At 56.5% G+C, this 26,262-nt stretch carries 23 protein-coding genes; 7 read left to right on the top strand and 16 right to left on the bottom strand.

Features of this window, described 5'->3' with window-relative positions:
- Positions 1 to 344 precede the first annotated feature (344 nt).
- Positions 345 to 1,409 (top strand): L-ascorbate 6-phosphate lactonase, encoded by a 1,065-nt coding sequence (gene ulaG, locus DBR02_RS12745; RefSeq protein ID WP_063867151.1) that lies wholly within the window; start codon positions 345 to 347, stop codon positions 1,407 to 1,409.
- Between the two features lie 110 nt (positions 1,410 to 1,519).
- Positions 1,520 to 2,275: an HTH-type transcriptional regulator UlaR gene (gene ulaR, locus DBR02_RS12740; RefSeq protein WP_063867148.1), complete on the top strand. Its 756-nt coding sequence runs from the start codon at positions 1,520 to 1,522 to the stop codon at positions 2,273 to 2,275.
- On the opposite strand, the gene yjfP is transcribed toward ulaR, so the two are convergent.
- The gene (gene yjfP, locus DBR02_RS12735) at positions 2,272 to 2,994 is read right to left on the bottom strand and encodes an esterase (protein ID WP_107534511.1); all 723 of its coding nucleotides are present in this window, start codon (positions 2,992 to 2,994) and stop codon (positions 2,272 to 2,274) included. The two genes, ulaR and yjfP, sit on opposite strands and share 4 nt — an antisense overlap.
- Positions 2,995 to 3,131: 137 nt before the next feature.
- On the opposite strand from yjfP, the gene bsmA reads away from it, so the two are divergent.
- The 3 genes from bsmA to DBR02_RS12720 all read left to right on the top strand — a co-directional run bounded on the left by bsmA (position 3,132) and on the right by DBR02_RS12720 (position 5,987).
- The gene (gene bsmA, locus DBR02_RS12730; protein ID WP_063867144.1) at positions 3,132 to 3,461 is read left to right on the top strand and encodes a biofilm peroxide resistance protein BsmA; all 330 of its coding nucleotides are present in this window, start codon (positions 3,132 to 3,134) and stop codon (positions 3,459 to 3,461) included.
- 148 nt (positions 3,462 to 3,609) lie between these two features.
- Positions 3,610 to 3,885 carry a DUF1471 family protease activator YjfN gene (gene yjfN, locus DBR02_RS12725; protein ID WP_063450923.1) on the top strand — a complete coding sequence of 92 codons (276 nt, stop codon included), beginning with the start codon at positions 3,610 to 3,612 and terminating at the stop codon, positions 3,883 to 3,885.
- Between the two features lie 170 nt (positions 3,886 to 4,055).
- Positions 4,056 to 5,987 carry a methyl-accepting chemotaxis protein gene (locus tag DBR02_RS12720; protein ID WP_107534510.1) on the top strand — a complete coding sequence of 644 codons (1,932 nt, stop codon included), beginning with the start codon at positions 4,056 to 4,058 and terminating at the stop codon, positions 5,985 to 5,987.
- Here the strand turns inward: DBR02_RS12720 and DBR02_RS12715 are convergent.
- Entirely contained in the window at positions 5,984 to 7,606 is a 1,623-nt protein-coding gene (locus tag DBR02_RS12715) for an isovaleryl-CoA dehydrogenase (protein WP_107534509.1), read from the bottom strand. The two genes, DBR02_RS12720 and DBR02_RS12715, sit on opposite strands and share 4 nt — an antisense overlap.
- Before the next feature lie 195 nt (positions 7,607 to 7,801).
- On the opposite strand from DBR02_RS12715, the gene DBR02_RS12710 reads away from it, so the two are divergent.
- Entirely contained in the window at positions 7,802 to 9,076 is a 1,275-nt protein-coding gene (locus tag DBR02_RS12710) for an MFS transporter (RefSeq protein WP_107534508.1), read from the top strand.
- Positions 9,077 to 9,167: 91 nt separating this feature from the next.
- Here DBR02_RS12710 and rlmB read toward each other — a convergent pair whose 3' ends face one another.
- The 14 genes from rlmB to nnr form a co-directional block, all read right to left on the bottom strand.
- Positions 9,168 to 9,899, bottom strand: coding sequence for a 23S rRNA (guanosine(2251)-2'-O)-methyltransferase RlmB (rlmB, locus tag DBR02_RS12705; protein ID WP_003856001.1), 732 nt, complete (start codon positions 9,897 to 9,899; stop codon positions 9,168 to 9,170).
- Between the two features lie 63 nt (positions 9,900 to 9,962).
- Positions 9,963 to 12,404: a ribonuclease R gene (rnr, locus tag DBR02_RS12700; protein ID WP_064910249.1), complete on the bottom strand. Its 2,442-nt coding sequence runs from the start codon at positions 12,402 to 12,404 to the stop codon at positions 9,963 to 9,965.
- Between the two features lie 38 nt (positions 12,405 to 12,442).
- Positions 12,443 to 12,868, bottom strand: coding sequence for a nitric oxide-sensing transcriptional repressor NsrR (nsrR, locus tag DBR02_RS12695; RefSeq protein WP_063450982.1), 426 nt, complete (start codon positions 12,866 to 12,868; stop codon positions 12,443 to 12,445).
- 192 nt (positions 12,869 to 13,060) lie between these two features.
- Positions 13,061 to 14,359, bottom strand: a complete 1,299-nt coding sequence (locus tag DBR02_RS12690) for an adenylosuccinate synthase (RefSeq protein ID WP_032628076.1) — start codon at positions 14,357 to 14,359, stop codon at positions 13,061 to 13,063.
- Positions 14,360 to 14,463: 104 nt separating this feature from the next.
- The gene (locus tag DBR02_RS12685; protein ID WP_063450929.1) at positions 14,464 to 14,661 is read right to left on the bottom strand and encodes a DUF2065 domain-containing protein; all 198 of its coding nucleotides are present in this window, start codon (positions 14,659 to 14,661) and stop codon (positions 14,464 to 14,466) included.
- A 71-nt stretch (positions 14,662 to 14,732) separates the two neighbouring features.
- A complete protein-coding gene (hflC, locus tag DBR02_RS12680) occupies positions 14,733 to 15,737 on the bottom strand; it encodes a protease modulator HflC (RefSeq protein WP_063450930.1) in 1,005 nt (334 codons plus the stop codon).
- A 2-nt stretch (positions 15,738 to 15,739) separates the two neighbouring features.
- The gene (hflK, locus tag DBR02_RS12675) at positions 15,740 to 16,999 is read right to left on the bottom strand and encodes an FtsH protease activity modulator HflK (protein WP_063450931.1); all 1,260 of its coding nucleotides are present in this window, start codon (positions 16,997 to 16,999) and stop codon (positions 15,740 to 15,742) included.
- Positions 17,000 to 17,054: 55 nt separating this feature from the next.
- Complete coding sequence (hflX, locus tag DBR02_RS12670) at positions 17,055 to 18,335, bottom strand: ribosome rescue GTPase HflX (protein ID WP_003855991.1); 1,281 nt, start codon at positions 18,333 to 18,335, stop codon at positions 17,055 to 17,057.
- 74 nt (positions 18,336 to 18,409) lie between these two features.
- Complete coding sequence (gene hfq, locus DBR02_RS12665) at positions 18,410 to 18,721, bottom strand: RNA chaperone Hfq (protein WP_006810391.1); 312 nt, start codon at positions 18,719 to 18,721, stop codon at positions 18,410 to 18,412.
- A gap of 85 nt (positions 18,722 to 18,806) precedes the next feature.
- Positions 18,807 to 19,757, bottom strand: a complete 951-nt coding sequence (miaA, locus tag DBR02_RS12660) for a tRNA (adenosine(37)-N6)-dimethylallyltransferase MiaA (RefSeq protein ID WP_063450932.1) — start codon at positions 19,755 to 19,757, stop codon at positions 18,807 to 18,809.
- Entirely contained in the window at positions 19,750 to 21,594 is a 1,845-nt protein-coding gene (mutL, locus tag DBR02_RS12655) for a DNA mismatch repair endonuclease MutL (protein ID WP_107534507.1), read from the bottom strand. Before mutL ends, miaA begins: the two co-directional genes overlap by 8 nt.
- Before the next feature lie 9 nt (positions 21,595 to 21,603).
- Positions 21,604 to 22,944, bottom strand: a complete 1,341-nt coding sequence (gene amiB, locus DBR02_RS12650; protein ID WP_107534506.1) for an N-acetylmuramoyl-L-alanine amidase AmiB — start codon at positions 22,942 to 22,944, stop codon at positions 21,604 to 21,606.
- Positions 22,945 to 22,960: 16 nt separating this feature from the next.
- Positions 22,961 to 23,422 carry a tRNA (adenosine(37)-N6)-threonylcarbamoyltransferase complex ATPase subunit type 1 TsaE gene (gene tsaE / locus DBR02_RS12645; RefSeq protein ID WP_063450935.1) on the bottom strand — a complete coding sequence of 154 codons (462 nt, stop codon included), beginning with the start codon at positions 23,420 to 23,422 and terminating at the stop codon, positions 22,961 to 22,963.
- The gene (gene nnr, locus DBR02_RS12640) at positions 23,415 to 24,938 is read right to left on the bottom strand and encodes a bifunctional ADP-dependent NAD(P)H-hydrate dehydratase/NAD(P)H-hydrate epimerase (RefSeq protein ID WP_107534505.1); all 1,524 of its coding nucleotides are present in this window, start codon (positions 24,936 to 24,938) and stop codon (positions 23,415 to 23,417) included. The genes tsaE and nnr overlap by 8 nt, the downstream gene beginning before the upstream one ends.
- Between nnr and queG the strand changes: the two genes are divergently transcribed.
- Entirely contained in the window at positions 24,937 to 26,076 is a 1,140-nt protein-coding gene (gene queG / locus DBR02_RS12635; RefSeq protein ID WP_107534504.1) for a tRNA epoxyqueuosine(34) reductase QueG, read from the top strand. The genes nnr and queG overlap by 2 nt on opposite strands.
- Positions 26,077 to 26,262 lie beyond the last annotated feature (186 nt).

The following is a 26,262-nucleotide window of genomic DNA, read 5'->3' as shown; positions in this document are numbered from 1 at the left end:
GTGAGAACACAAGGGGTAATCCTTGTGTGGTTGGTGCCATCACTCTATTAATCACAAATAATCACCACAAGATTGCATTTGATTATTTGTGACGGATCACGCAATTTATTTCCATAGCTTTTGTAATGATTTTCACTACCGATGAAGCACAACCAATTAATTCTTAAAATTCACCAGGTTAATGATATATAGCGGTTATCTTACCAACGAACAGAGGGTTTTTCTGTGATGTGACGAGGGGAATTTTCCGCACACCAGCCATTGCAAATCGATGCAAACAGTGCCAGCATTAATCACAATAAATCACATAATGATTATTTTTGATTAAAAGCAGGAGTCAAACGATGAGTAAAGTGGAAACCATCACCCGTGAATCATGGATCCTGAGCACCTTTCCAGAGTGGGGTAGCTGGCTGAACGAAGAGATCGAGCAGGAACAGGTTGCTCCTGGCACCTTTGCGATGTGGTGGCTGGGCTGCACCGGCATCTGGCTGAAGTCAGAAGGCGGCGCCAACATTTGCGTCGATTTCTGGTGCGGCACCGGCAAGCAGAGCCACGGCAATCCGCTGATGAAAAAAGGCCACCAGATGCAGCGTATGGCCGGGGTGGAAAAACTTCAGCCGAACCTGCGCACCACGCCTTTTGTGCTTGATCCTTTTGCCATTCGCCAGATCGACGCCGTGCTCTCTACCCACGATCACAATGATCACATTGACGTAAACGTGGCGGCTGCGGTGATGCAAAACTGCGCGGACGACGTACCGTTCATCGGGCCGCAGACCTGCGTGGATTTGTGGATCGGCTGGGGCGTACCACAAGAGCGCTGCATCGTGATGAAGCCGGGCGACGTGGTGAAAATCAAAGACATTGAAATTCACGCCCTGGATGCTTTTGACCGCACCGCGCTGATTACCCTGCCTGCCGACCAGAAAGCCGCAGGCGTACTGCCAGACGGGATGGACGAGCGCGCGGTGAACTACCTGTTCAAAACGCCTGGCGGCTCCCTGTATCACAGCGGAGATTCCCACTACTCTAACTACTACGCGAAGCACGGCAACGAGCATCAGATTGACGTGGCGCTTGGCTCCTACGGGGAAAACCCGCGCGGTATTACGGACAAAATGACCAGCGCGGATATGCTGCGCATGGCGGAAGCGCTGAACACCAAAGTGGTGATCCCGTTCCATCACGATATCTGGTCAAACTTCCAGGCCGATCCGCAAGAGATCCGCGTCCTGTGGGAGATGAAAAAAGACCGCCTCAAGTATGGCTTCAAGCCGTTCATCTGGCAGGTTGGCGGCAAATTCACCTGGCCGCTGGATAAAGACAATCTTGAGTACCACTACCCGCGTGGCTTCGATGATTGCTTTACTATTGAGCCAGACCTGCCGTTTAAATCCTTCCTCTGATTGTGAAGCCCAGTCGCCAGACCCTGCGTCTGGCGATGTCATTTTTATTTTAGTAATTTCACGCTATTTCAAATATTATCTTTTCAAATCAATTCTTATCGGAATAGCTCATGACGGAAGCGCAACGGCATCAAATTTTACTGGAACTCCTGGCGCAAACAGGGTTTATCACCGTCGAGAAAGTGATCGAACGTTTAGGGATCTCCCCCGCTACCGCGCGGCGGGACATCAACAAGCTGGATGAGAGCGGCAAGCTGAAAAAAGTCCGCAACGGCGCAGAGGCCATCAGCCAGCAGCGTCCACGCTGGACGCCAATGAACATTCACCAGGCGCAGAATCACGATGAAAAAGTGCGGATTGCCCGAGCGGCGTCACAGCTGGTGAATCCCGGCGAGAGCGTGGTGATCAACTGCGGCTCGACGGCGTTTCTGCTGGGCCGCGAGATGTGCGGCAAGCCGGTGCAAATCATTACCAACTACCTGCCGCTGGCCAACTATCTCATTGACCAGGAACATGAAAGCGTGGTGATCATGGGCGGCCAGTACAACAAGAGCCAGTCCATTACCCTTAGCCCGCAGGACAGTGAAAATAGCCTTTATGCCGGGCACTGGATGTTTACCAGCGGCAAGGGTCTGACGGCGGATGGCCTGTATAAAACCGATATGCTCACCGCAATGGCGGAACAAAACATGCTTAACGTGGTAGGCAAGCTGGTGGTGCTGGTTGACAGCAGCAAGGTCGGTGAACGCGCCGGCATGCTTTTCAGCCGCGCCGAGCAAATCAGCATGGTGATCACCGGCAAAAACGCCAACCCTGAGATCCTCAGCAAGCTTGAGGATCAGGGTGTTAAGGTGCTCCGCGTTTAAAGATGCTGGCGGAAAAACGCCACCGTCCCCTCCAGTGCTGCCGGGGTAATGCGGTGCCGGACACCGGCTCCCCACTGGCAGGTCAGATTGCTGTCCAGCCCTTCGCGCTGTAGCGCCTGTTGCAGACGGAACGTTTCACCGGGCGGTACAACGTCGTCGGCATCTCCATGCCAGAGCAGCAGCGGACGATCGGCCAGCCGCGAAAGCGCGTGGCAGACGTCCCATTCAGACAACAGAGCCTCAATCTCCTGAGGTGCCTGCGGCGGAAACAGCGTCTTTGCCAGTGACGTAAAGTAGCCCGACCCCATCAGGCAAGCCACGGACGTCACCTCAGGATGCCTGGCCATGATCCCCAGCGCCGTCATTCCCCCCATTGATGCGCCTGCGACCGCCAGCCGTTTCCCCTCCACCAGCCCCGCCTGTAAGAGCGCGTCACGCAGCCCGGCGAACTCGGCCAGATTGCCGTGCAGCGTTTGCCAGAACAGCCCCAGCCGCGCCTGCTCATCGCCGTTAAAGCGTGCACCATGGTTCGGGGCATCAGGCATGACGACGCGAAAGCCGGCCTGCGCCAGCGCGACGGCAAAATAGCTGTAGACCAGCTTCGAGGAGAGAAAGCCATGATAGAAAACCACCGCCGGCAGCGGTTGTTCACCTTTACCTGCCGGAAAAGCATGGAGGATTTCATGGTCATTCAGGCGGCGCGTTTCAATTTCAATCATTGTCGATCCTGTGCTGATGAATGATTCATAATGTTGAGAGCTGGATTACGGTTTCACGATATTTTCATTCGAAATCTACGTTCCAGATAACACTTCGGGAACATTCCCCCAAAACTAAATTCGCAGACAACTACACTATGGCTATCAGGAAAAGAGACAGGGCTATGCGCAGGCTTACCGCTTTATTGCTGGTCACACTGCTCGGCGGATGTTCCGTATTGCAGGGTACGCCAGAACCGGCACCGCCGGTTACCGATCGTCCCCAGGAAATTCGTCGTAATCAGACGGAAGGATTACAACGCCTGGGAACCGTATCCGCGATGGTTCGCGGTTCACCGGATGATGCAGAAGACGCAATTGAAGCGCAGGCCGTTGCCGCAAAAGCAGATTATTACGTCATCATTATGATTGATGAAACCATTATTACGGGACAGTGGTACGCGCAGGGAATTTTGTACCGTAAGTAGGCATCATCATTTGAACGACCTTTACACTGCTTTTCGTCCGTAGACATTTTCCTGTCCACAATAAACTGCATGCCAGCAACAACGGAAATGCGTTTATTCGCGAAGGATTGCCCGGCGGATACCGGAGACACGTGAAAAGGAGCTGACGATGAAACGAACCCTTGCTTTAACGACGCTATTACTTTCAGCAGGCCTGCTGAGCACCACGGCGCAGTCAGCCGAATTTGCCAGCGCGGATTGCGTCACGGGCCTGAACGAGATTGGTCAGATCTCCGTTAACAATATAACGGGGAGTCCGCAAGACGTGGAACGTGTCGTCGCCCTGAAGGCCGATGAACAGGGTGCCTCCTGGTATCGCATCGTCCAGATGCAGGAAGATCACCATGTTAATCTCTGGCGCGTACAGGCCATTCTTTATGCATAATCCCTTCCGATAAAAGCCACTTAATTTTAGTGGCTTTTCACTTTTGCAAATTTTTTATCTCTCCAGAAACGCAATAAAAACAATCTAGTAACATTCAGTTACAGTAAAAAGATAAACGTTCTCTCCGCTCTGCCGTTGAACAGCCATACCTTTTCAATGATGAGCAATTTATGATCACTTTTTTCCGTCGGGCAGGTCTGGGCACGAAGCTATCGCTGCTTACAGGTGCAAGTGTCGCCACGCTTTTTTTGCTGTTCACTTTCCTGTTGAGCCACAACGCCAGCCAGCAGCTTGAAGATCTTGCGGTTGAAGACCTGCATAACCAGTCTACCGGCATGGTGGATATGGTAGAGATGTTCAACACCAGCCTGAGCGAAGAAGTTGAAAGCTATACCCGTCTGTTCACCACCTTTTTGCCACAGCCACTGAACAGCGACAGCAGCCAGAGCCGGACCATTAACGGCCTTACCGTTCCTCTGCTGAAGGGCGGTGAAACGGAGTTGCATGAAAACAATTCGCTTTCTGATGACTTCCTGAGCCGAACGGGGGCTATCTCGACGCTGTTTGTCCGCAGCGGTAACGATTTTATTCGCGTGGCGACGTCGCTGCGAAAAGAGAACGGTGACCGCGCGATCGGAACCGTTCTGGATACCACCAGCCCGGCATTTGCCGCCGTCACGAAAGGGGAAGTCTATCGTGGTCTCGCTCTGCTGTTCGGCAAGCGCTACATCACGCAATACCAGCCTGTTAAGAATGCGGAAGGCCAGGTTATCGGGATTATCTTTGTCGGCGTGGACATCACCCATTCGTGGAACGTCATGCGCGAGAAAATCCTTAACCGTCGTCTGGGCGAAAGCGGTCATTTCTACGTGCTGGACCGCAGCAGCGGTAAAACGCGCGGACAGTACCTGTTCCACGCCAGCGAAGAGGGCAAACTGCCCGCCTGGGACGCCGCGACGCAGCAGCAGCTTCTGAGTGACAAACCCGGCACGCTGGAACGCGTGAGCGCGGATGGCCGTACGCTCAAAGTTGCCTACACGCCGCTGGCGGGCTGGAACTGGACCATCGTGGGTGAAGTGGACAAGGCCGTACTGCTTTCAAGCGTCACCACCCTGCGCGATCGCTTCCTGATGGCGGGCGTGGTGTTATCCGCACTCTTCGCGGGCCTGTTCGTTATCCTCATTCGCCGGATGCTGACCCGCCCGCTGCGCGCGGTAATCGAGCTTGCCCGGCAGTATGCCGCAGGCGATCTGCGTGCCAGCCTGCCGGTCACGCGACAGGATGAAGTCGGCCAGCTGGTTGACGCCATTAACGGCATCGGCGGCGGTCTGCAAAAAATTGTCTTGCAGGTCCGCGAGGCCGCAGGCGAGATCCATCTGGGAACTAACGCGCTGGCTTCAGACACCGGCGAGATCTCCGAGCAGATCAACAAGCAGGCCAGCAGCGTTGAGGAGACCTCCGCCAGCATGGAGCAGTTAGCCGCGACCGTGCAGCAAAACGCCGCTAACATGGAACAAACGCAGCAGCTGGTGGGTGAAACCTCGCGCGCGGTGCATCAGGGTGGAGAGACGGTGACCCACGCGGTATCCACCATGGATGATATTCGCGACGCATCAAAACGCATTGAAGACATCACCCGCGTGATTGAGTCCATCGCTTTCCAGACCAATATTCTGGCGCTCAATGCGGCGGTAGAAGCGGCGCGGGCGGGCGAACACGGCAAAGGTTTCGCCGTGGTGGCGCAGGAAGTGCGCGCCCTGGCGGCACGCAGCGCCAACGCGGTTAAAGAGATTGAACAGCTGATTGGCGACACGCTGAACAAGGTAAGCGAAGGCCACGCGCTGTCTGAAAAAACGCGCCTGGCGATGGACTCCATCATTGTTCATATAGATAACATCAGCCAGCTTGTCACCGAGATCAATCACGCGTCCCGCGAACAGTCTGCGGGTATTCGCCAGGTGAATCTGGCGATGACGCACATCGGTGAGGCATCGCATATTAATGCCGATCGTATCTCACGCAGCGAGCAGACGGCACAGACGTTGCGCGAGAAGGGTTCGCACCTCACCCGGCTGGTGAGCCTGTTCCAGCTGAAGGCTTAACCGACCCGGCCCGTGGCGCGCAGCAGCAGGTCGTTTTGCACCTGCTCGCTCATCAGCGTGCCACCCCGGCCATCCAGCATCATGCGGCACCACGCCTGCGCTACGGGCGGCGATGCGTACCGCAGCATCTGGCTTCCGGCGCCCAGTAAAAAGAGCTGCTGCGCGATCTCCCTGCCCTGCGCTTCCTGTGGCTTACGCAGCTTCTGCTGTAGCTGCCGCCAGCTGCGATCGAAGTGCCTGTCCTGGCCTTTTACCTGCGCAAAATCATCGGCGAGCAGGTCGAAAATGCCTGGCTGCTTCGCCAGCACGCGCAGGACATCCAGGCACATAATATTGCCAGAGCCTTCCCAGATGCTGTTAACGGGCATTTCACGGTACAACCGCGGAAGCTCACTCTCTTCGCAATAGCCTGCGCCACCCAGCACCTCCATTGCCTCTGCCACAAACGGTATGCCCGCTTTGCAGACGCTGTATTTTGCCGCCGGCGTGAAAAGCCGCGCCCATGCGGCTTCCTGCGGATCGGTACGGTTGTCCCACGCCCGGGCGAGTCGGAACAGCAGCGCCGTCTGCCCTTCCAGTACCAGCGCCATCCGGCTTAGCACCTCGCGCATTAACGGCTGGTCGATCAGATTTTTGCCGAAGGTCTGCCGCTGATGGGCATGATAAAGCGCCACCGAGAGCGCACGACGCATCAGTCCGTGACTGCCAAGCGCGCAGTCGACGCGCGTCAGCCCGCCCATCTTCAGAATTTGCCGGACGCCTTCTCCCTCTTCGCCCAGCAGCCAGCCGGAAGCATCGAGAAACTCAGCCTCACTGCTGGCATTCGAGCGGTTGCCGAGCTTGTCCTTCAGACGCTCCAGACGCACCGCGTTGCGCTGCCCGTCGGGCAGAAAACGCGGGACAAAAAAGCAGGACAACCCGCCTTTCGCCTGCGCCAGCACCAGATGCGCATCGCTCTGCGGTACGGAGAAAAACCATTTGTGCCCCACCAGCCGGTAACTGCCATCGCTGCATTTTTCTGCTTTGGTGGTGTTGCTGAGCACGTCCGAACCGCCCTGCTTTTCCGTCATCCCCATGCCGATCAGCAGGCCGCGCTTTTGCGCGCCCGGGGCGAGATGGGGATCGTAACGATCGCTCATCAGCGGGGTTAACCAGTCCTGAAAGGGGTTGGGCAGCAACTGTTGCAGCAGCGGCGTGGCGGCAAAGGTCATGGTTACCGGGCATAGCGTTCCCGCCTCCACCTGGGCATGCAGCACGAAACGCGCGGCCCGGGCGACGAACGATCCTTTTCGCGCCGCCTCTTCCCACGCCAGGTTGTGTACCCGGTTGGCGCAAAGCCCCTGCATCAGAAGATGCCATGCCGGATGAAAGCGGACGTCATCCAGCCGCGCTCCCGTGGCGTCATATCGCAGCAGTTCCGGCGGGTTAACGTTCGCCAGCCTGCCCAGCTCCAGCGACTCCGCCGTGCCCAACTGCTGTCCGATGCTGGCAAGAAGATCCAGATCCCACTCCGCCCCTTCACGCGCTACCGCATCGCGCAGGGCGCAATCAGAGAGGAAAAGGTTGCTGTTCGATAGCGGTGCAGGTTGATTAAAAACGGTATGCGTCTGCCAGTGCATGCTGTCTCCCTCCTTTCATTGGCAATAAAGGTAAGTATGGACAGAGGGCAAACGCGCTGCATGGGAGAGGAGTCACACGATGGCGATCGTGTTGATATCATCCGTGAAATAGCTCACAGAACATAAGAATAAACTATTTCATTACTTCGCTAATGCTGAATAATTTATTCTTACCCCGTTTTTGTGAGGATCGTTATGCAACAGGATGCGCACAAGCGTGCATTAATTGCAGGCTCCATCGGCAACTTCATTGAGTGGTATGAATTTGCGGTTTACGGTTTTATGGCAACCGTCATTGCCAGAAACTTCTTCCAGCTTGAAGGGGAAGCGGAGCTGACCAGCCTGATCCTCACCTGGGCCTCGTTCGCCATCGCCTTTTTCTTCCGCCCGCTGGGTGCGGTGGTCTTTGGCCGCATTGGCGACAGGATTGGCCGCAAGCCGACGCTGATTATTGTGCTGATACTGATGACGCTCGCCACCGCCGCTATTGGCATTGTGCCGGTCTACGCCAGTATCGGCATTGCCGCGCCGCTGATCGTTACGCTCCTGCGTATTCTGCAAGGACTGTTCGCGGGCGGAGAGTACGGCGGTGCGGTTTCGTTAATGACAGAGTTCGCCCCGCGCGGCAAGCGTGGCCTTTACGGGGCATGGCAGTCCTTCACCGTGGCGCTCGGGCTGTTAGCGGGCGCAGGCATTGTCGCGCTGCTCTCTGCCCTCCTCACGCCTGAAGCCCTGCACGACTGGGGCTGGCGCATTCCGTTCTTCCTGGCGTTGCCAATGGGTGCGGTCGCGCTATGGCTGCGGGTGAGCATGGAAGAGACGCCGAGCTTTGTGCAGCAACGGGAAAAACCGGTTATGACTCAGGCCAGCACCGCCGCCACGTTCAAAACCATTCTGATGGGCATTGGCCGGGTGATGGTCTGGTCTGCGGCGGGATATACCTATCTGGTGATTATGCCGACCTATCTGCAATCTGCGCTGCACACCGGTTTCAACCAGGCGCTGCTGATTGCGGTGATTTCTAACATTGGGTTTGCGCTTACTATCATTCCGTCGGGCATGCTGAGCGACAGGATCGGGCGGCGAACGGTGATGATTATCGCTACCGTGCTCCTGCTGATCCTCGCCCTGCCGCTGCTGAAAATTTTGCAGGCAGAATCGAGTACGCTGGCAGTTAAAGCGATGGTGGTGCTGATTGCGGGCGGTCTGGTGGGGATGCTGGCAGGGCCGGGACCGGCAATGCTGTCTGAGATGTTCCCCACGCGCGTGCGTTATACCGGGCTGGGGCTGGCCTATTCGTTATCGAACGCGATTTTTTCGGGCTGTGCGGGGTTAATCATTACCGGGCTGATTAAGCAGACGGGCAACCTGGACATTCCGGCCTACTACGTGATGGCAACGGCGGTGGTGAGTATTTTCGCGCTGATGACGCTGAGGAAGGATGACCATTTGCGGTCGTTAGAGGAGTGAGGTAAATGCCCGGTGGCGCTGCGCTTACCGGGCCTACGGTACCGTGCCTTTGTAGGCCGGGTAAGGCGAAGCCGTCACCCGGCATAAAAGGCTATCCGCGCTGGCGCACCGCTTCAAACAGGCAGATGCCCGTTGCAACGGAAACGTTCAGGGATGACACGCTGCCCGCCATCGGAATGCTGATCAGCTCGTCGCAGTGCTCGCGGGTCAGGCGACGCATGCCTTCACCTTCAGCCCCCATCACCAGCGCCATTCGGCCGGTCATTTTGCTCTGATACAGGGTGTGATCCGCTTCACCGGCCGTGCCGACGATCCAGATATTCTCTTCCTGCAACAGACGCATGGTGCGCGCCAGGTTAGTCACGCGGATCAGCGGAACGTTTTCCGCCGCGCCGCAGGCCACTTTTTTAGCGGTCGCGTTAAGCTGCGCGGAACGATCTCTTGGCACAATCACCGCATGCACGCCTGCTGCATCGGCGCTACGCAGGCACGCACCCAGGTTGTGCGGGTCGGTTACGCCATCAAGGATCAGGAAGAACGGGTTATCCAGCTCAGCGATCAGATCCGGCAGATCGTTCTCCTGATACTGACGGCCCGGCTTCACGCGCGCGATGATGCCCTGGTGCACCGCACCTTCGCTTTTCTCGTCCAGATACTGGCGGTTCGCCAGCTGGATCACGACGCCCTGCGCTTCCAGCGCGTGGATCAGCGGCATCAGACGTTTGTCTTCGCGCCCTTTCAGAATAAAGACTTCCTGAAAACGCTCCGGTGCGCGCTCCAGCAGGGCCTGCACCGCGTGGATGCCGTAAATCATTTCACTCATTGATGGTTCTCGTAATAAATATTTCCCCTCTCCCGTTGGGGAGAGGGTCAGGGTGAGGGGAAATTACTCCGCCTGCTGTTTCTTCGCCGCGCGCTTCGCTTTGGTCGCGGCCGCTATTTTCTGGGTTTTAGTCGACGGCTTTTTCGCTTTTCGGGCGTCTTTTTTTGCCGCCTTGGGCTTCTGCTTCTTTTCGCCACGGAAGGCGCTGTCTGGCTCAAAGTTTACTCTTTTACCTGCCTGACGTCGCTTGCCGCCCGCTTTACCGTTGCCGCCTTTTTTCGCTTTCTCGCGCTCGGTTTTGCCGACGTTACGCGGAGCACGCTCGCTGGAGATGAGGCTGAAGTCGATCTTACGGTCGTCCATATTTACGGCTTCAACCTTCACTTCCACCCGATCGCCCAGACGGTAGGTCTGGCCGCCGGATTCGCCGATCAGACGTTGACCGACCTGATCGAAACGGTAGTAATCATTATCGAGGCTGGAAACGTGCACCAGACCGTCGATAAACAGCTCATCCAGACGCACGAAGAAACCAAAGCCGGTGACGCTGGCAATCACGCCTTTAAAGACGTTACCAACCTGATCCAGCATAAAGTCACACTTCAGCCAGTCCGCCACGTCGCGCGTCGCTTCATCCGCACGGCGCTCGGTCATGGAACAGTGCTGACCCAGTTGCAGCATCTCTTCCATGGAGTAGTGATACCCACCGGTTTCAGTCGTGTTGCCTTTATGGCCCTGCTCGTGCGCCAGCAGATACTTGATCGCACGGTGCAGCGACAGATCCGGATAACGGCGGATCGGCGAGGTAAAGTGCGCGTAAGACTGCAACGCCAGGCCAAAGTGGCCCCGATTTTCCGGATCGTAAATCGCTTGCTTCATGGAGCGCAGCAGCATGGTTTGCAGCATTTCCGCGTCAGGACGATCGCTGATGGATTCCAGCAGCTCGGCGTAATCGCGTGGCTCAGGCTTATTACCGCCAGGCAGCTCCAGGCCGAGCTCAGCCAGCACGGAGCGGAATGAGGTCACGGCTTCCGTGGTTGGCTTGTCGTGGATACGGAACAGCGCAGGCTCTTTGGCTTTCTCAACGAAACGGGCCGCCGAGATGTTCGCCAGGATCATACACTCTTCAATCAGCTTGTGGGCATCGTTACGCTGGGTCTGCTCGATACGCTCGATGCGACGCTCGGCGTTAAAGATAAACTTGGCCTCTTCACTCTCAAACGAGATCCCACCGCGCTCTTCGCGCGCCTGATCCAGCGTTTTATAGAGGTTGTGCAGTTCTTCAATGTGTTTGACCAGCGGCGCGTACTGTTCGCGCAGATCCTGATCGCCCTGCAACATATGCCAGACCTTGGTGTAGGTCAGGCGCGCATGGGAGCTCATCACCGCTTCGTAGAACTTGTAGCCCGTCAGTCGACCTTTGCTGGAGATGGTCATTTCGCAGACCATACACAGGCGGTCCACCTGCGGGTTGAGGGAACAGAGGCCGTTAGAGAGCACTTCCGGCAGCATCGGTACCACCTGCGACGGGAAGTACACCGACGTACCGCGGCTGCGCGCTTCGTTATCCAGCGGCGTGTGTGGACGCACGTAATAGCTTACGTCAGCGATAGCCACCCACAGACGCCAGCCACCACCGCGTTTTTTCTCACAGTACACGGCGTCATCGAAGTCGCGGGCGTCTTCACCATCAATGGTGACCAGCGGCAGGGAGCGCAGATCGACGCGGCCAGCTTTGGACTCTTCCGGCACTTCTTCACGCAGGTTTTCAATTTGATCTTCAACCGCTTTCGGCCAGACGTACGGAATTTCATGGGTACGCAGCGCCATATCAACGGCCATGCCGGTGCCCATATTATCGCCCAGCACTTCGACGATTTTACCCACCGCTTTGGTGCGACGGGTTGGGCGCTGGGTGAGTTCTACCACCACCACAAAGCCCATGCGCGCGCCCATCACCTCTTCAGGTGGGATCAGAATATCGAAGCTCAGACGGCTGTCATCCGGCACCACAAAGCCGACGCCCGCATCGGTAAAATAGCGGCCTACAATCTGGCTGGTTTTTGGCACCAGTACGCGCACCACGCGCGCTTCGCGGCGGCCTTTACGGTCAGCGCCCAGCGGCTGCGCCAGGATCTGGTCGCCGTGGATACACATCTTCATCTGTTCAGATGAGAGGTACAGATCGTCTTTACGGCCTTCCACGCGCAGGAAGCCAAAGCCGTCGCGGTGACCAATAACGGTGCCTTTCAGCAGGTCGAGGCGTTCCGGCAGCGCGTAGCACTGGCGGCGGGTAAAGACCAGCTGGCCGTCGCGCTCCATGGCGCGCAGGCGGCGGCGAAGGGCTTCAATTTGCTCTTCACCTTCAATGTTTAATTCAACGGCAAGTTCTTCACGATTGGCGGGTTTTTCGCGTTTTGTTAAGTGTTCAATGATGAACTCGCGGCTGGGGATAGGATTCGCGTATTTTTCGGCTTCGCGTTCCTGGAAAGGATCTTGTGACATGTCGGTTCCTCCGTTGTCAGCTCCGGTGAAAATTTTCTTCATTCCACCAGCAATAATTTATAAAGCGGTTGATTCTCTTCAACCAAATCGGCCAGCGTGTAGTTATCCAGTTCCATGAGAAAACTTTGCACGGCCTTTGAAAGCGCCTGTTTCAGGCGGCAAGCGGGCGTAATGTGGCAGAACGCGCTGCTACAGTTCACCAGAGATAGTGGCTCCAGTTCACGTACCACATCGCCAATACGGATACTCTGTGCCGGTTTACCGAGACGGATCCCTCCATTCTTCCCGCGGACGGCAGCAACGTATCCGGCACGACTAAGTTGATTGATTATTTTGACCATATGATTACGGGACACACCGTATACCTCTGTGACTTCAGAGATACTGGTCATCTTCCCATCGGGTAACGACGCCATATAAATCAGCGCGCGTAAGCCGTAATCGGTGAAACTTGTTAACTGCACATCAACCTCAGGAAAAAGGGAAAACGCGGTTAAACCGCAGAGATATTCATTAATGATGATAAACCAGCCAGATAGTTAGCGGCTAATTTATTTGACAGACGGGGCGAAAAAGCGGAGATCCAGGAGCGGTCGCCGGATGGCGCTGCGCTTATCCGGCCTACGGGTCTCCCCGCAGGCCAGCAGTCACGAAGATTATGCGTCGAACGGGTCGCGCAGGATCATCGTTTCAGTACGATCCGGGCCGGTAGAAATAATATCGATCGGCACTTCGGTCAGTTCTTCAATACGCTTGATGTAGTCCAGCGCAGCTTTTGGCAGGCCGCTACGCTCTTTCACACCGAAGGTGGTCTCAGACCAGCCCGGCATGGTTTCGTAGATTGGCTCAATGCCTTCCCAGTCGTCAGCGGCCAGCGGCGTGGTGGTCACTTCGCGGCCATCCGGCATACGGTAGCCTACGCAGATTTTCACTTCTTTCAGGCCGTCCAGTACGTCCAGCTTGGTCAGGCAGAAGCCAGACAGGGAGTTGATCTGCACGGCGCGACGCACAGCAACCGCGTCCAGCCAGCCGGTACGACGACGACGACCGGTGGTCGCGCCAAACTCGTTACCCTGCTTGCACAGGAACTCGCCGGTTTCATCAAACAGCTCGGTCGGGAATGGACCCGCACCCACGCGAGTGGAGTATGCTTTGATGATGCCCAGAACGTAATCCACATAACGTGGGCCCAGGCCGGAGCCGGTTGCCACGCCACCCGCGGTGGTGTTAGAGGACGTTACGTACGGATAGGTACCGTGGTCGATGTCCAGCAGCGTACCCTGCGCACCTTCAAACATGACGAAATCGCCACGCTTGCGCGCCTGGTCCAGCAGATCGGACACATCAACAACCATACCGGTCAGAATGTCTGCGATCGCCATGACGTCATCCAGCACTTTCTGGTAGTCAACAGCGTCAGCTTTGTAGAAGTTCACCAGCTGGAAGTTGTGATATTCCATCACTTCTTTCAGTTTTTCAGCGAAGGTCGCTTTGTCGAAGAGATCGCCCACGCGCAGACCGCGACGTGCAACTTTGTCTTCGTAAGCCGGGCCGATACCACGACCGGTGGTGCCGATGGCTTTCGCGCCGCGCGCTTTTTCACGCGCCACGTCCAGCGCCACGTGATAGTCCAGGATCAGCGGGCAGGCTTCGGAGAGCAGCAGACGCTCACGAACAGGGATACCACGGTCTTCCAGGCCTTTCATCTCTTTCATCAGCGCAGCGGGAGACAGCACAACGCCGTTACCGATGATGCTGGTGACGTTTTCGCGAAGAATGCCTGATGGAATAAGATGGAGGACGGTTTTTTCACCGTTGATTACGAGAGTATGGCCTGCGTTGTGACCGCCCTGGTAGCGTACAACATATTTAGCCCGTTCAGTCAGAAGATCGACAATCTTCCCTTTACCTTCGTCACCCCATTGGGTGCCCAGTACGACGACGTTGTTACCCATTTTTTTCAAAATCACCGTTTGCTTAAAAATGGATTCTACCATCGCTTTTTCAGATATACAGCACTTTTTGACCCTAAAATATGCCAATTGCGGTTAGTTTTTGATCAGCCAATCGTTTTCCTCAACATGTAGTAGATAACGATACCGGCAACCACAAGACCGCCGCCGAAACGACGCAAAATAGTGTCCGGCAGTTGGCTCATTGTCGCGATCATCCGACGCCAGGCGCGCGGATAGAGCATAGGGCCGAGGCCTTCCAGCACCAAAACCAGAGCCAGCGCGAGCCAGATCGTAGAATTCATTTTTCATCCTCATAAAAGAAAACCACCGCTCCGTGAAGAGCGGTGGTTTGAATACTCAAACGAGCCTGAGTTTATCGCGTTGCGTTGGCCGGCGTCTTCATATAACGGAAGAAATCGCTGTCCGGGCTGAGCACCATCACATCCTGGTTGCTCTTGAAGCTATTCTCGTAAGCACGCAGGCTACGGATGAAGGCGTAGAAGTCTGGATCCTGGCTGAATGCATCGGCAAACAGCTTCGCCGCTTCGGCATCACCTTCACCGCGCAGGATACGACCCTGACGCTCAGATTCCGCCAGCGTCTTGGTGACTTCATAGTCCGCTGCCGCGCGCAGTTTTTCCGCTTCTTCCTGACCCTGTGAACGGTGACGACGGGCTACCGCTTCACGCTCGGCGCGCATACGGTTGTAGATCGCCTCGGACACTTCCGCTGGCAGGTTGATCTGCTTGATACGCACGTCAACCACTTCGATACCCAGTGCCGCCATACTGTTCGGGTTGATCACCGGCACTTTACCGTTGGTTTCAGCCTGAACGCGTTCAGCCGCTTTGGCAATCGCATCATCCGCCGCCGGGGTTTCGACTTCATCTTCAGTGCCCGCAGAACCGGAGTTCAGCGCATCACGCACTTCCAGCGTCAGACGACCGCGAGAGTCTGTCACGATGTCTTTCACATCCAGACGACCAATTTCAGAACGCAGACGGTCAGAGAACTTACGCTTCAGCAGCACTTCTGCCTGAGAAACGTCACCACCGCCCGTTGCCAGGAAGTAGCGGCTGAAATCGCTGATACGCCATTTGATGTAGGAATCAACGATCAGGTCTTTTTTCTCTTTGGTCACGAAACGGTCGGCCTGGTTATCCATGGTCTGGATACGCGCATCGAGCGTTTTCACTGACTGAATAAACGGGATCTTGAAGTGCAGACCCGGCTCATAAATCACCGGACGCTTGTCACCGTCACGCACGACGCTGCTGAACTGGAACTTGATCCCACGCTCGCCCTCTTTCACCACAAAGATTGAGGTGTAGAGCACGACCAGTGCGATGATGATGATCGCAATAACTGACTTACGCATCCTTATTCCCCCTGACGCTGGTAGTCGTTACGCTGCGCGTTAGCGCGGCGTTGGTCCATAATGTCACCATCGTTCGAAGAAGGCGTTGTGTTCGCGCTGGTGCTGCCAGACGAGGCTGGCGGCAGACGCAGCAGGTTGTTCGCACCGCTGTTGTCTTTCGCTGCCGGTGCAGAACCGCCTTTCAGCATCTGATCCAGCGGCAGAACCATCAGGTTTCCGCCCTTGCTGTCGTTAACCAGCACTTTGCGGGTGTGGCTCAGCACTTTTTCCATGGTCTCGATATAGAGACGCTCACGGGTAATTTCCGGAGCCGCTTTATATTCCGGCAGGATGCGCGCGAAGCGAGCCACTTCACCCTGAGCTTCCAGGATGGTCTGGGTCTTATACGCGCGCGCTTCTTCCAGAATACGCTGCGCCTGACCGTTAGCACGCGGCTGAACTTCGTTGGTGTACGCTTCCGCTTCACGGATATACTGCTGTTCGTTTTCACGTGCGGCAATCGCATCGTCAAACGCGGCCTTCACCTCTTCCGGCGGACGTGCAGCCTGGAAGTTGACGTCCAGCAGAGTAATACCCATGTTGTACGGACGGATGGTCTCTTCCAGCTCGCGCTGGGTATCGCTACGAATAACGGTACGACCTTCGGTCAGAATACGGTCCATGGTGTATTTACCGATCACACCGCGCAGGGCGCTGTCGGTCGCCTGACGCAGGCTGTCATCCGCGCTGGTCACGCTAAACAGATAACGTTCTGGATCGGTCACGCGGTACTGCACGTTCATTTCAACGCGCACCACGTTCTCGTCAGACGTCAGCATCACGCCGGAGGCGGCCAGTTCACGGACGGACTCCACGTTAACCGCGGTCACGTCATCGATGAAGGTCGGCTTCCAGTTCAGGCCCGGCTCAACCAGATGGCTGAACTTACCGAAACGGGTTACCACGCCGCGTTCTGCTTCTTTAATGGTGTAGAACCCGCTGGCTGCCCAGATGATTACCACCGCAGCGGCGACAATGCCCACCACGCGGCCACCCATCGGCGGGCGCGGACTCTGAGTGGAATTACCACCCGAGCCAGAACCTTTTCCTCCGCCAAGGCCACCAAGCTTTTTACTCAGTTTGCGGAAGATATCATCCAGATCCGGCGGCCCCTGCTCGCGACCACCTTTGTTGCCATTTCCCCCAGAGTTGCCGCCTTGATTATTGCTGCTTCCCCACGGGTCGCGGTCTTGTCCGTTATTACCGGGCTGATTCCACGCCATGTATATGCTCCATATTTGTTATGCAAGGGCGAATTTTCAGGCTTCCCCTTTCTGATCAGACGATATAGTCCGCCAGCGCAGGTTCTTGTTTACAGAGGCGACGCCAGTCAACGATCGGCATACGCACCTGCATCCCCACGCTGCCGTCATCCTCCATCCACTCTTTTTCTATCGCCTGAAGCTGATAAAACCGGCTGCGCAGCCTGCCTTCCTGTGGCGGCAGTCGCAGCGTGTGCTGAGCTACCTCACCGGAAAGACGTTCTGTCAAAGCCTGGAAAAGCAGTGGCACACCAATCCCGGCCTGAGCAGACAGCCAGACCCGAATCGGTTTGTTCTCTTCATCACGGTCGATACGCGGCTCGAAATCGTCCAGCATATCGATCTTGTTCATCACCAACAGGGTGGGAATTTCGTGGGCGTCGATCTCTTCGAGCACCACGTTCACCGCGTCGATGTTCTCCTGTACGCGTACGTCAGCCGCATCAATCACGTGCAGCAGCAGGGTCGCCTGACGCGTCTCCTGCAACGTCGCTTTAAACGCCGCAACCAGATCGTGCGGCAGATGGCGGATAAACCCGACGGTATCCGCCAGTACCGTTTCACCGACGTCTGCAACGTCAATACGGCGCAGCGTTGGGTCCAGGGTCGCAAACAGCTGGTCTGCGGCATACACCTGGGCCTCGGTTATCTGGTTAAACAGGGTGGATTTACCGGCGTTGGTATAGCCCACCAGCGACACCGTTGGAATGTCGGCTTTGGTTCGCGCCCGACGCCCCTGCTCGCGCTGTTTCTCTACACGTTCCAGACGTGAAAGGATCTGGGTAATACGCCCACGCAGTAAACGGCGGTCGGTTTCGAGCTGGGTTTCACCCGGGCCGCGCAAACCAATCCCGCCTTTTTGTCTTTCAAGGTGTGTCCAGCCACGCACCAGACGCGTCGCCAGATGGCGCAACTGCGCCAGTTCAACCTGCAACTTACCCTCGTGGGTACGCGCACGCTGAGCAAAAATATCTAAGATCAACCCCGTGCGATCGATAACACGGCATTCGCAGAGAGCTTCCAGGTTACGTTCCTGAGCCGGAGACAGCGCATGATCAAACAGCACAACAGATGCGCCGGTTGCTTTTACGGCATCCGCAATTTCTACTGCTTTACCTTCACCAACAAAATACTTCGGGTGCGGCGCTTTACGGCTACCGGTAATCACCTGCATTGCTTCGACACCGGCGGAAGAGACCAGAGATTCAAACTCCTGGAGGTCTTCCATATCTTTGTCTTGCGAAAAATAGATGTGTACCAGCACCGCCTGCTCACCGGCGTCATAACGGTCAAACAAGCGTAAACCTCTCTAAAAAGATCAGCGGGGAACGCAGGATCCCTGGCCCCCCGTGTGGAAAACAGCCCAAAACCTTATTCGGTTTCTTCGCTGTCCTGCGCAGGAGCAGATGAACCCTGCGCGTTGCTGCCATGATGGTAGTTACTGCCAGTGCCGCCGCCAGCGTTATTGCTGTGATGAGATACCGGACGGGACGGAACAACAGTAGAAATCGCGTGCTTGTAGACCATCTGGCTGACCGTGTTTTTCAACAGGATCACGAACTGATCGAAAGACTCAATCTGACCTTGCAGCTTAATACCATTCACCAAATAAATAGAAACTGGAACACGTTCCCGACGCAATGCGTTCAGGAACGGATCTTGTAAAGATTGCCCCTTAGCCATTCTATCTTTTCCTTATATGCTTGTTTTGTACTTAGAACCTTGCGATTCTGAAAAATTGCGCACGATACGGCTTAATTGTACACATTCAGTCAGCGATATCACCAATAACCTCAATCACTTCGTTTAACGCCTGTTGTGGTTTTTCACTGTCTAACCAGTGAACGCCCTCCCAACCGCGCAACCAGGTGATCTGGCGCTTCGCTAACTGTCTCGTGGCGCAAACACCTCGATAAACCATTTCATCGTATGAAATCTCGCCTTCAAGATAAGACCACATCTGGCGGTATCCCACACAACGAATGGAAGGCATGTCCGTATGCAAATCTCCACGGGCAAAAAGCGCCCGCACTTCTGCTTCAAAATCTGAAGCCAACATCTGATGAAAACGCTGCTCAATTCGTTGATGGAGCAGTTCACGGCTCGCCGGGGCGATGGCGAACTGATGCACCTGATACGGCAGAGCGTCTCCTGACGTTTGCGTCAGTTCCGTTAAAGTTTTACCCGAAATGAAAAAAACTTCCAGTGCCCGGGAAAGCCTTTGCGGATCGTTTGGGTGGATCCGCGCTGCGGCAACCGGGTCAATCTCTTCCAGTTGCTTGTGCAAAACGTCCCACCCCTGCTCAGCCGCCTGCTGCTCAATCTTCGCTCTCACTTCCGGATCGGCCGATGGCAGAGGTGATAACCCCTCCAGCAGGGCCTTGAAGTAGAGCATCGTGCCGCCCACCAGCAGCGGTATGCGTCCCGCAGCGGTAATCTCGGCCATCTCGGCCAGGGCGTCGCGGCGAAAATCTGCTGCGGAATACGCCTGTGCCGGGTCGAGAATATCCAGTAAACGGTGCGGCGCCGCACGCAGTTCGTCTGCGTTGGGCTTCGCCGTGCCGATGTCCATCCCTCGGTAAATGAGGGCTGAATCAACGCTAATCAACTCTACTGGCAAAACTTTACGTAACTCAATGGCTAACGCCGTTTTGCCGGAGGCCGTTGGCCCCATCAAAAAAATCGCCTTTGGCAGGCTCGCCTTACTTACGTCAGTCATGTTTCAGGGCGGTCATCGCCGTTTGTAAATCAACAGGTTGTAACAAACCACCCGGCGGCGCTTTCACCAGCTGCGGGCAGAGGCGTTCTACCTCCGCCAGCACGGTAATCGCCTGCGCCATACTCCACGGTGAATGTTCGCTGGCCAAATGGCGGGCGATCCACTGCGCGGTGTCGGCGGCATCAAACGTCGTTTGCTGCGCCAGGTAGCCTATCAGTTCAGGAATCAAGTTTTGTAAATTTTGTTGGCGTAAGGGTAAAGGCACCGCGCGAATTGTCACATGCTGCGCGTCCAGTACGATTTCTATGCCCATTTCAGCCAGCTGAGACTGTACGCGCCGCAAAACCCCTGTTTCTTCAGGGGATACTTTCAGGCGCACGGGGATCAGCAGCGGCTGCGCGCAGGCGGCATTAACCCCCGGGGTTAGCTGCGCCTGTTTGAGCCAGCGCTCCGCCACGGAAAGCGCCAGCAGCAGCAGTTTGCCCTCGCGTTCAAGCAGCGCCATGTCGGGAGCAACAATGGTCAGAACCCGACCAAAACTCTGGCTATGTCCATCCAGCGAAGGCGTTGAAACTGTAATGTGCTCTTTATGCTCAACGGACGGGGTATCCAGCAGCTTGCGGTATAGCGCCCCCTGCTGTTTTTGATAGCCCGGCTGGGCGTTGGGATAGTTAGCGCCGGTCGGTCGCGGCGCGTTGCCCGTCGAGGCTAAACGCGGCGCAGCCGGCTCGCGCGCTACCGCCGGTTCGGCAAAATGGTTACGTCCCGCCGCCACGCGGTTTTCCGGCAACGGACGCGGCGCGGGCGCTTCTTCTGCCAGCGGCAACGCCGGCTCGCCCCGCTGCTGCAATACCGCAGCAACGCCCTGATAGATAAAATCGTGCACCAGGCGCGACTGGTGGAAGCGCACCTCATGCTTGGCGGGGTGTACGTTCACGTCGACCTGATGCGGGTCGATCTCCAGATAAAGCACAAAGGCGGGCTGCTGATCGGCGCCGAGCTTGTCTTCGCAGGCCTGGCGAATGGCGTGGTTAATCAGGCGGTCGCGCATCATGCGGCCGTTGACGTAGCAATACTGGATCTCAGCAAAGGCGGCGCTGCTGGCGTTCGGATCGGCAACCCAACCGCGAAGAGCCAGATCGCCATGCTGCCACTCAATGGCCAGCGCTTTTTCCAGGAACGGTGCGCCGCAGATAGCGCCCAGCCGACGCTCCTTTTGCCCGCCTTCCGCCACCGCGCGATACTGGCGCATCACCTTGCCGTTATGACTAAGGTTGATGGTGACATCAAAGCGCGCCAGCGCAATGCGGCGGATGATCTCGTCGATATGTCCGAATTCGGTCTTCTCGGTTCGCATAAACTTGCGGCGAGCGGGCGTGTTATAGAAGAGATCCAGCACTTCCAGCGTGGTGCCGACCGGGTGCGCCGCAGGTTTAACCGTGACGTCCATATCGCGCCCTTCGGCGTAGGCCTGCCAGGCTTCCTGCTGGTCGGCCGTGCGGGAGGTCAACGTTAAGCGAGAAACGGAGCTGATACTGGCCAGCGCTTCGCCGCGAAAACCCAGGCTGATAATCGCTTCCAGATCGTCAAGGGAAGCAATTTTGCTGGTGGCATGACGTGCCAGCGCCAGCGCCAGCTCGTCCTTTTTGATGCCACAGCCGTTATCACGAATGCGGATGAGCTTAGCGCCCCCGCGTTCAATATCGATATCAATGCGGGTCGCCCCGGCATCAAGGCTGTTTTCCACCAGCTCTTTCACCACCGATGCAGGGCGTTCCACCACCTCACCGGCGGCGATTTGGTTCGCGAGCTGCGGCGGTAGAACCTGAATCGGCATGAACTCTCCTTAATTAGTCGCGGTCATCTCGCCCGGCAGCGCGGCGCTCGCCGTCTGGGCTGCCCCACCCTGCGGCGCAGACTGAAGCGGATGCGCGTCAAAGTATTTACGCAGACCGTTGTAAATCGCTTCGGCAATTTGCTGCTGATAGCTGTCGCTGCCCAGTAAACGCTCTTCACCGTGATTACTGATAAAGCCCGTCTCGACCAGGATCGACGGAATATCCGGGGAGCGCAGCACGCCGAGGCTTGCATGTTCCGGACGACGCTTATGCAGCGATCCGACGCTTTGCAGCTGGTTCAGTACGTTAGTGGCGACATCATACCCGACGCGCTGAGAATGACCGAACTGTAAATCCAGTACCGCCTGGCTGAGATACGGATCGGCCTGGCTGTTTGCCAGCACATCGCCCGCCCCGCCTAACAGTTCAGACTGCTTCTCGTGCTCTTCAAGCCAGTTCGCCATTTCACTGTTGGCGCGGCGGTTGGACAGCACCCAGACCGACGCGCCGGTGGCGTTACGGTTCGGCGCAGCATCCGCATGAATCGAGACCAGGAAGTTGGCGTTTTGCTTACGCGCCACATCCGAGCGTCCCATCACCGAAATGAAGTAATCTCCATCGCGGGTCATCACCCCTTTAAACATCGGATCGTCATTCAGAAGCGCACGCAGCTTACGGGCAATGGCGATGGTGACATTTTTCTCCCGCGTACCGCCTGGGCCAATCGCGCCAGGATCTTGCCCGCCGTGTCCGGCATCGATGGCGATAATCACCTTATCGCCACTCACCGGCGTACGCCGCGCGCTAACCGCCGGACGCGTCACCGTGTTGCTGCTGGTCACCGCGGTAAGACGATCATTTTGTGATTTGAACGGATTACGGGCCGGCTCAGACGGCCTTGGGGTATAAACCGGCGCTTCCACGCGTTTTGCCACAACGGGTGCAGGCGGAGGCGGCGGCGGAACGTCAGCATTAATGGTAAAGACCACCGTATAATTCGCGCCGTTTTGCTGCTTAACCGCCTTCGTTTTGCCTTTTTCGGTGAGATCGACCACCAGCCGCAGAGACTGCGCATCTTTCGGCGTCCCCGAACGGATGCTTTTCACCAGATTGTTGCCGCTGAACTGGAGCGGCAGCCCCTGGATCACCCCGGACTGTTTAATATCGAGCGCCACGCTGCGGCTTTCGATTTGTGAGAAAGCATATTCAGGATCGCCCATAAAGCTGAACGTAATGCGGGCCTGGCTATCGCCGTTCGACACCTGAATATCTGAGAGGCTGGCCGCCCCGGCCTGCGCGCACAGCAGGACCGTGGCAGCAAACACCCAACCTTTAACGCGATTAATCATCCCGTTATCCCTACGCTCAACCGGCTAAACGCGCCAGTAAGGAACAGCCTGATGAGGAAACCGCACTGATGCGCGCCTCACGCCCTTGTGCCTGGTAATCTAAGTGAATTTCGACATCCGGGTCAGGCAGCACACCCGCACCTTGTTGCGGCCACTCCACCAGGCAAATGGCGTCGTTGGCAAAGTAATCGCGGATCCCCATAAATTCCAGCTCCTCCGGGTCCGCAAGACGATATAAATCAAAGTGGTACACCATGATATTTTCAAGCGTGTACGGTTCTACCAGCGTATAGGTCGGGCTTTTTACGTTCCCGTTATGGCCTAACGCCTGCAAAAAGCCACGGCTGAAGGTTGTTTTACCCGCGCCTAAATCTCCATACAGATAAATGACGGTCGCCCCCTGACAGGCCTGCGCCACGCGCGTGCCGAGATCTAAAGTGGCTTGTTCATCAGGTAAAGGAATCGCTCGATTAGTCATTTTCTACGTCAATCACATCCGGGTTAACAACACGCCGCAGCGTGCAAAAAAGATCGGTGGCCAGCATACCGCGCGTTCCATAACGAGCAGCCAGGCCGTCAGCCGCCGCACCATGGGCCACGCAGCCAGCACAGGCTGCATCATAAAGGGGAAGTTTCTGTCCGAGCAATGCGCCAATGATGCCGGAGAGCACATCGCCCATGCCACCGCTCGCCATGCCTGCATTACCGGCATCAATAATGCCCATGGCATCATCGCTGGCGATAACGGTCCCCGCCCCTTTCAAAACGGCAACACCTCCGTAACGTTTTACCAGACGTTGGGCAGAAAGTAAGCGATCGCTTTCAATTTCTGCCACGCTACAGTTAAGCAGCCGTGCGGCTTCGCCGGGGTGCGGCGTCAGAATGCGATTGTGACGCTTATCCGGATTTATTGCCAGAAGGTTAAGCGCGTCGGCATCCCATAACATCGGTTTACGAAAATTCTCGGCTTTTTGCAGGGCCTGTTTACCCCAGCTCTGTTGCCCAAGCCCCGGACCAATCACCACCACGTCCGCCCACTCCAGGCCCTCTTCAATCGCCTGCGGGGTAAGCTCGTGGACCATCAGCTCCGGCCGCGCAGTAATAATGGGGGGAATGTTTTCGCTGCGGGTCAGCACGCGCACTAATCCGGCGCCGCAGCGCAACGCGGCCTCTCCTGTCATACGAATCGCACCCGCCGTGCCATGATCGCCACCAATAATCAGCAGTCGGCCATGGTCACCCTTATGGGAGGTGGGACGACGCGGCGGTAGCCACTGTGCAAGCTGAGACGCATCAAAGCGGGTGATGTGGGTATCCTGTCCCGCCAGCCAGTTTTCAAGCCCCAGGGCGTTGTGGTGTAACGTGCCCACGACATCCCGCGCTTTTCCGGTAAGCAGCCCCGGCTTCAGGGCGATAAAGGTCACGGTGTGCGCAGCCTCAATCGACACGTCCGGTGTCGCGCCGGTTTGCGCCATCAGGCCGGAGGGAATATCCAGCGCTACCACCGGTGCGGGGTGCGCGTTGGCGCGCGTAATCAGCGCGGCGACGTCATCGCGAGGCGCGCGCATCAGTCCTGTCCCCAGCAGACCATCAACAATCACGTCTACATCATCGGGCCAGACGATATCAGGCGCATGGATAACGCCTCCCGCATTCAGCCAGGCTTCTCGCGCCATGCCTGCTTCTTCCGGTAGCGGCTTGTCGCTCTCCAGCGCCAGCAGGATGACGCGCAGCCCCGCCGCTACGGCAAGACGCGCTACCACATAGCCGTCGCCACCGTTATTGCCGTGACCGCACAGTATCAGGTAGTGCGAGGCATCCGGGTAAGCCGTGCGCGCCACGTTAAATGCCGCCTCGCCTGCACGCTGCATCAGTTCGTAAAGGGTAATGCCCAGGCTGTCTGCGGCCTCTTTTTCGGCCCGACGAAGGTCATCCGCATGCCAGATGGAGTGTGGTATACTTGCGGGGTTTTTCTTCACAGTATGGTCCGTCATGTCACAGCCCCTCGATCTCAATGAATTAGCGCAAAAAATAAAACAGTGGGGTGCTGAACTGGGCTTCCAGAAGGTCGGTATTACTGACACCGATCTCTCTGCCAGCGAGCCTAAGCTACAGGCATGGCTGGATAAACAATACCACGGCGAGATGGAGTGGATGGCGCGTCACGGTATGATGCGTGCCCGCCCCCACGAGCTGTTGCCGGGTACGTTGCGCGTCATTAGCGTACGCATGAACTATCTGCCCGCTAACGCGGCCTTTGCGCGCACGCTAAAAAATCCCTCGCTGGGTTACGTCAGCCGGTACGCCCTGGGACGTGATTACCACAAACTTCTGCGCAACCGTCTAAAAAAGCTCGGGGAAACCATCCAGCAGCACTGTGTTTCGCTGAATTTTAGACCCTTTGTTGATTCTGCGCCTATTCTTGAGCGCCCGATCGCTGAAAAAGCAGGGCTTGGCTGGACAGGTAAGCACTCACTTATCTTAAGCCGCGACGCGGGCTCATTCTTTTTCCTGGGTGAACTGCTGATTGATTTACCCCTGCCGGTAGACGGTCCGGTGGAAGAAGGCTGTGGCCGCTGCGTGGCCTGTATGACCATCTGCCCTACGGGCGCGATTGTTGAACCCTACACCGTTGATGCGCGCCGCTGTATCTCTTACCTCACTATCGAGCTGGAAGGCGCCATCCCAGAGGAATTTCGCCCGCTTATCGGCAACCGCATCTACGGCTGCGATGACTGCCAGCTGATTTGTCCGTGGAACCGCTATTCACAGCTGACGGACGAAGAGGACTTCAGCCCGCGTAAAGCGCTGCATGCGCCACAGCTTATTGAACTGTTCGCCTGGACCGAAGCCTGGTTCCTGAAGGTAACGGAAGGGTCCGCCATACGTCGTATTGGCCATCTGCGCTGGCTGCGTAATGTGGCCGTTGCGCTGGGTAATGCCCCGTGGGATGAAGCCAATCTTCAGGCGCTCGGAAGCCGCAGAGGTGAGCACCCACTTCTTGATGAGCACATAGAGTGGGCGATTGCGCAGCAAATTGAAAAGCGAAATGCCGGCGTGGTTGAAGTCCAGTTACCGAAGAAACAGCGTCTGGTCAGGGTGATTGAAAAAGGGCTTACGCGGGATGCGTGATATATTCACAGCCTGTGAATAAAAATAAAAAGTGAGGCGCCATAAGGCTTAGCAAACAGGTCAAGTGATCTCAATAACATTTTGAAATCAAAATTTCTTCATACAATACAGTCGATTACGAAGATATTATTCACCCTGCTAACATTTTGTACAGACTGGTTTGATCGTGGTTTCTGTGGATAACTC

Origin of the sequence: Enterobacter cloacae complex sp. (assembly GCF_900322725.1) — a bacterium.
Taxonomy (GTDB): Bacteria; Pseudomonadota; Gammaproteobacteria; order Enterobacterales; family Enterobacteriaceae; genus Enterobacter; species Enterobacter quasihormaechei.
This window is presented reverse-complemented; position numbering and strand designations above follow the sequence as displayed.

Excerpts from the sequence above, each read along its gene's own strand:
- ulaG (WP_063867151.1), top strand. The coding sequence starts at position 345 with ATGAGTAAAGTGGAAACCATCACCCGTGAATCATGGATCCTGAGCACC.
- ulaR (WP_063867148.1), top strand. The coding sequence starts at position 1,520 with ATGACGGAAGCGCAACGGCATCAAATTTTACTGGAACTCCTGGCGCAA.
- yjfP (WP_107534511.1), bottom strand. The coding sequence starts at position 2,994 with ATGATTGAAATTGAAACGCGCCGCCTGAATGACCATGAAATCCTCCAT.
- bsmA (WP_063867144.1), top strand. The coding sequence starts at position 3,132 with ATGGCTATCAGGAAAAGAGACAGGGCTATGCGCAGGCTTACCGCTTTA.
- yjfN (WP_063450923.1), top strand. The coding sequence starts at position 3,610 with ATGAAACGAACCCTTGCTTTAACGACGCTATTACTTTCAGCAGGCCTG.
- DBR02_RS12720 (WP_107534510.1), top strand. The coding sequence starts at position 4,056 with ATGATCACTTTTTTCCGTCGGGCAGGTCTGGGCACGAAGCTATCGCTG.
- DBR02_RS12715 (WP_107534509.1), bottom strand. The coding sequence starts at position 7,606 with ATGCACTGGCAGACGCATACCGTTTTTAATCAACCTGCACCGCTATCG.
- DBR02_RS12710 (WP_107534508.1), top strand. The coding sequence starts at position 7,802 with ATGCAACAGGATGCGCACAAGCGTGCATTAATTGCAGGCTCCATCGGC.
- rlmB (WP_003856001.1), bottom strand. The coding sequence starts at position 9,899 with ATGAGTGAAATGATTTACGGCATCCACGCGGTGCAGGCCCTGCTGGAG.
- rnr (WP_064910249.1), bottom strand. The coding sequence starts at position 12,404 with ATGTCACAAGATCCTTTCCAGGAACGCGAAGCCGAAAAATACGCGAAT.
- DBR02_RS12690 (WP_032628076.1), bottom strand. The coding sequence starts at position 14,359 with ATGGGTAACAACGTCGTCGTACTGGGCACCCAATGGGGTGACGAAGGT.
- DBR02_RS12685 (WP_063450929.1), bottom strand. The coding sequence starts at position 14,661 with ATGAATTCTACGATCTGGCTCGCGCTGGCTCTGGTTTTGGTGCTGGAA.
- hflC (WP_063450930.1), bottom strand. The coding sequence starts at position 15,737 with ATGCGTAAGTCAGTTATTGCGATCATCATCATCGCACTGGTCGTGCTC.
- hflK (WP_063450931.1), bottom strand. The coding sequence starts at position 16,999 with ATGGCGTGGAATCAGCCCGGTAATAACGGACAAGACCGCGACCCGTGG.
- hfq (WP_006810391.1), bottom strand. The coding sequence starts at position 18,721 with ATGGCTAAGGGGCAATCTTTACAAGATCCGTTCCTGAACGCATTGCGT.
- miaA (WP_063450932.1), bottom strand. The coding sequence starts at position 19,757 with ATGACTGACGTAAGTAAGGCGAGCCTGCCAAAGGCGATTTTTTTGATG.
- mutL (WP_107534507.1), bottom strand. The coding sequence starts at position 21,594 with ATGCCGATTCAGGTTCTACCGCCGCAGCTCGCGAACCAAATCGCCGCC.
- amiB (WP_107534506.1), bottom strand. The coding sequence starts at position 22,944 with ATGATTAATCGCGTTAAAGGTTGGGTGTTTGCTGCCACGGTCCTGCTG.
- tsaE (WP_063450935.1), bottom strand. The coding sequence starts at position 23,422 with ATGACTAATCGAGCGATTCCTTTACCTGATGAACAAGCCACTTTAGAT.
- queG (WP_107534504.1), top strand. The coding sequence starts at position 24,937 with ATGTCACAGCCCCTCGATCTCAATGAATTAGCGCAAAAAATAAAACAG.
- nnr (WP_107534505.1), bottom strand. The coding sequence starts at position 24,938 with ATGACGGACCATACTGTGAAGAAAAACCCCGCAAGTATACCACACTCC.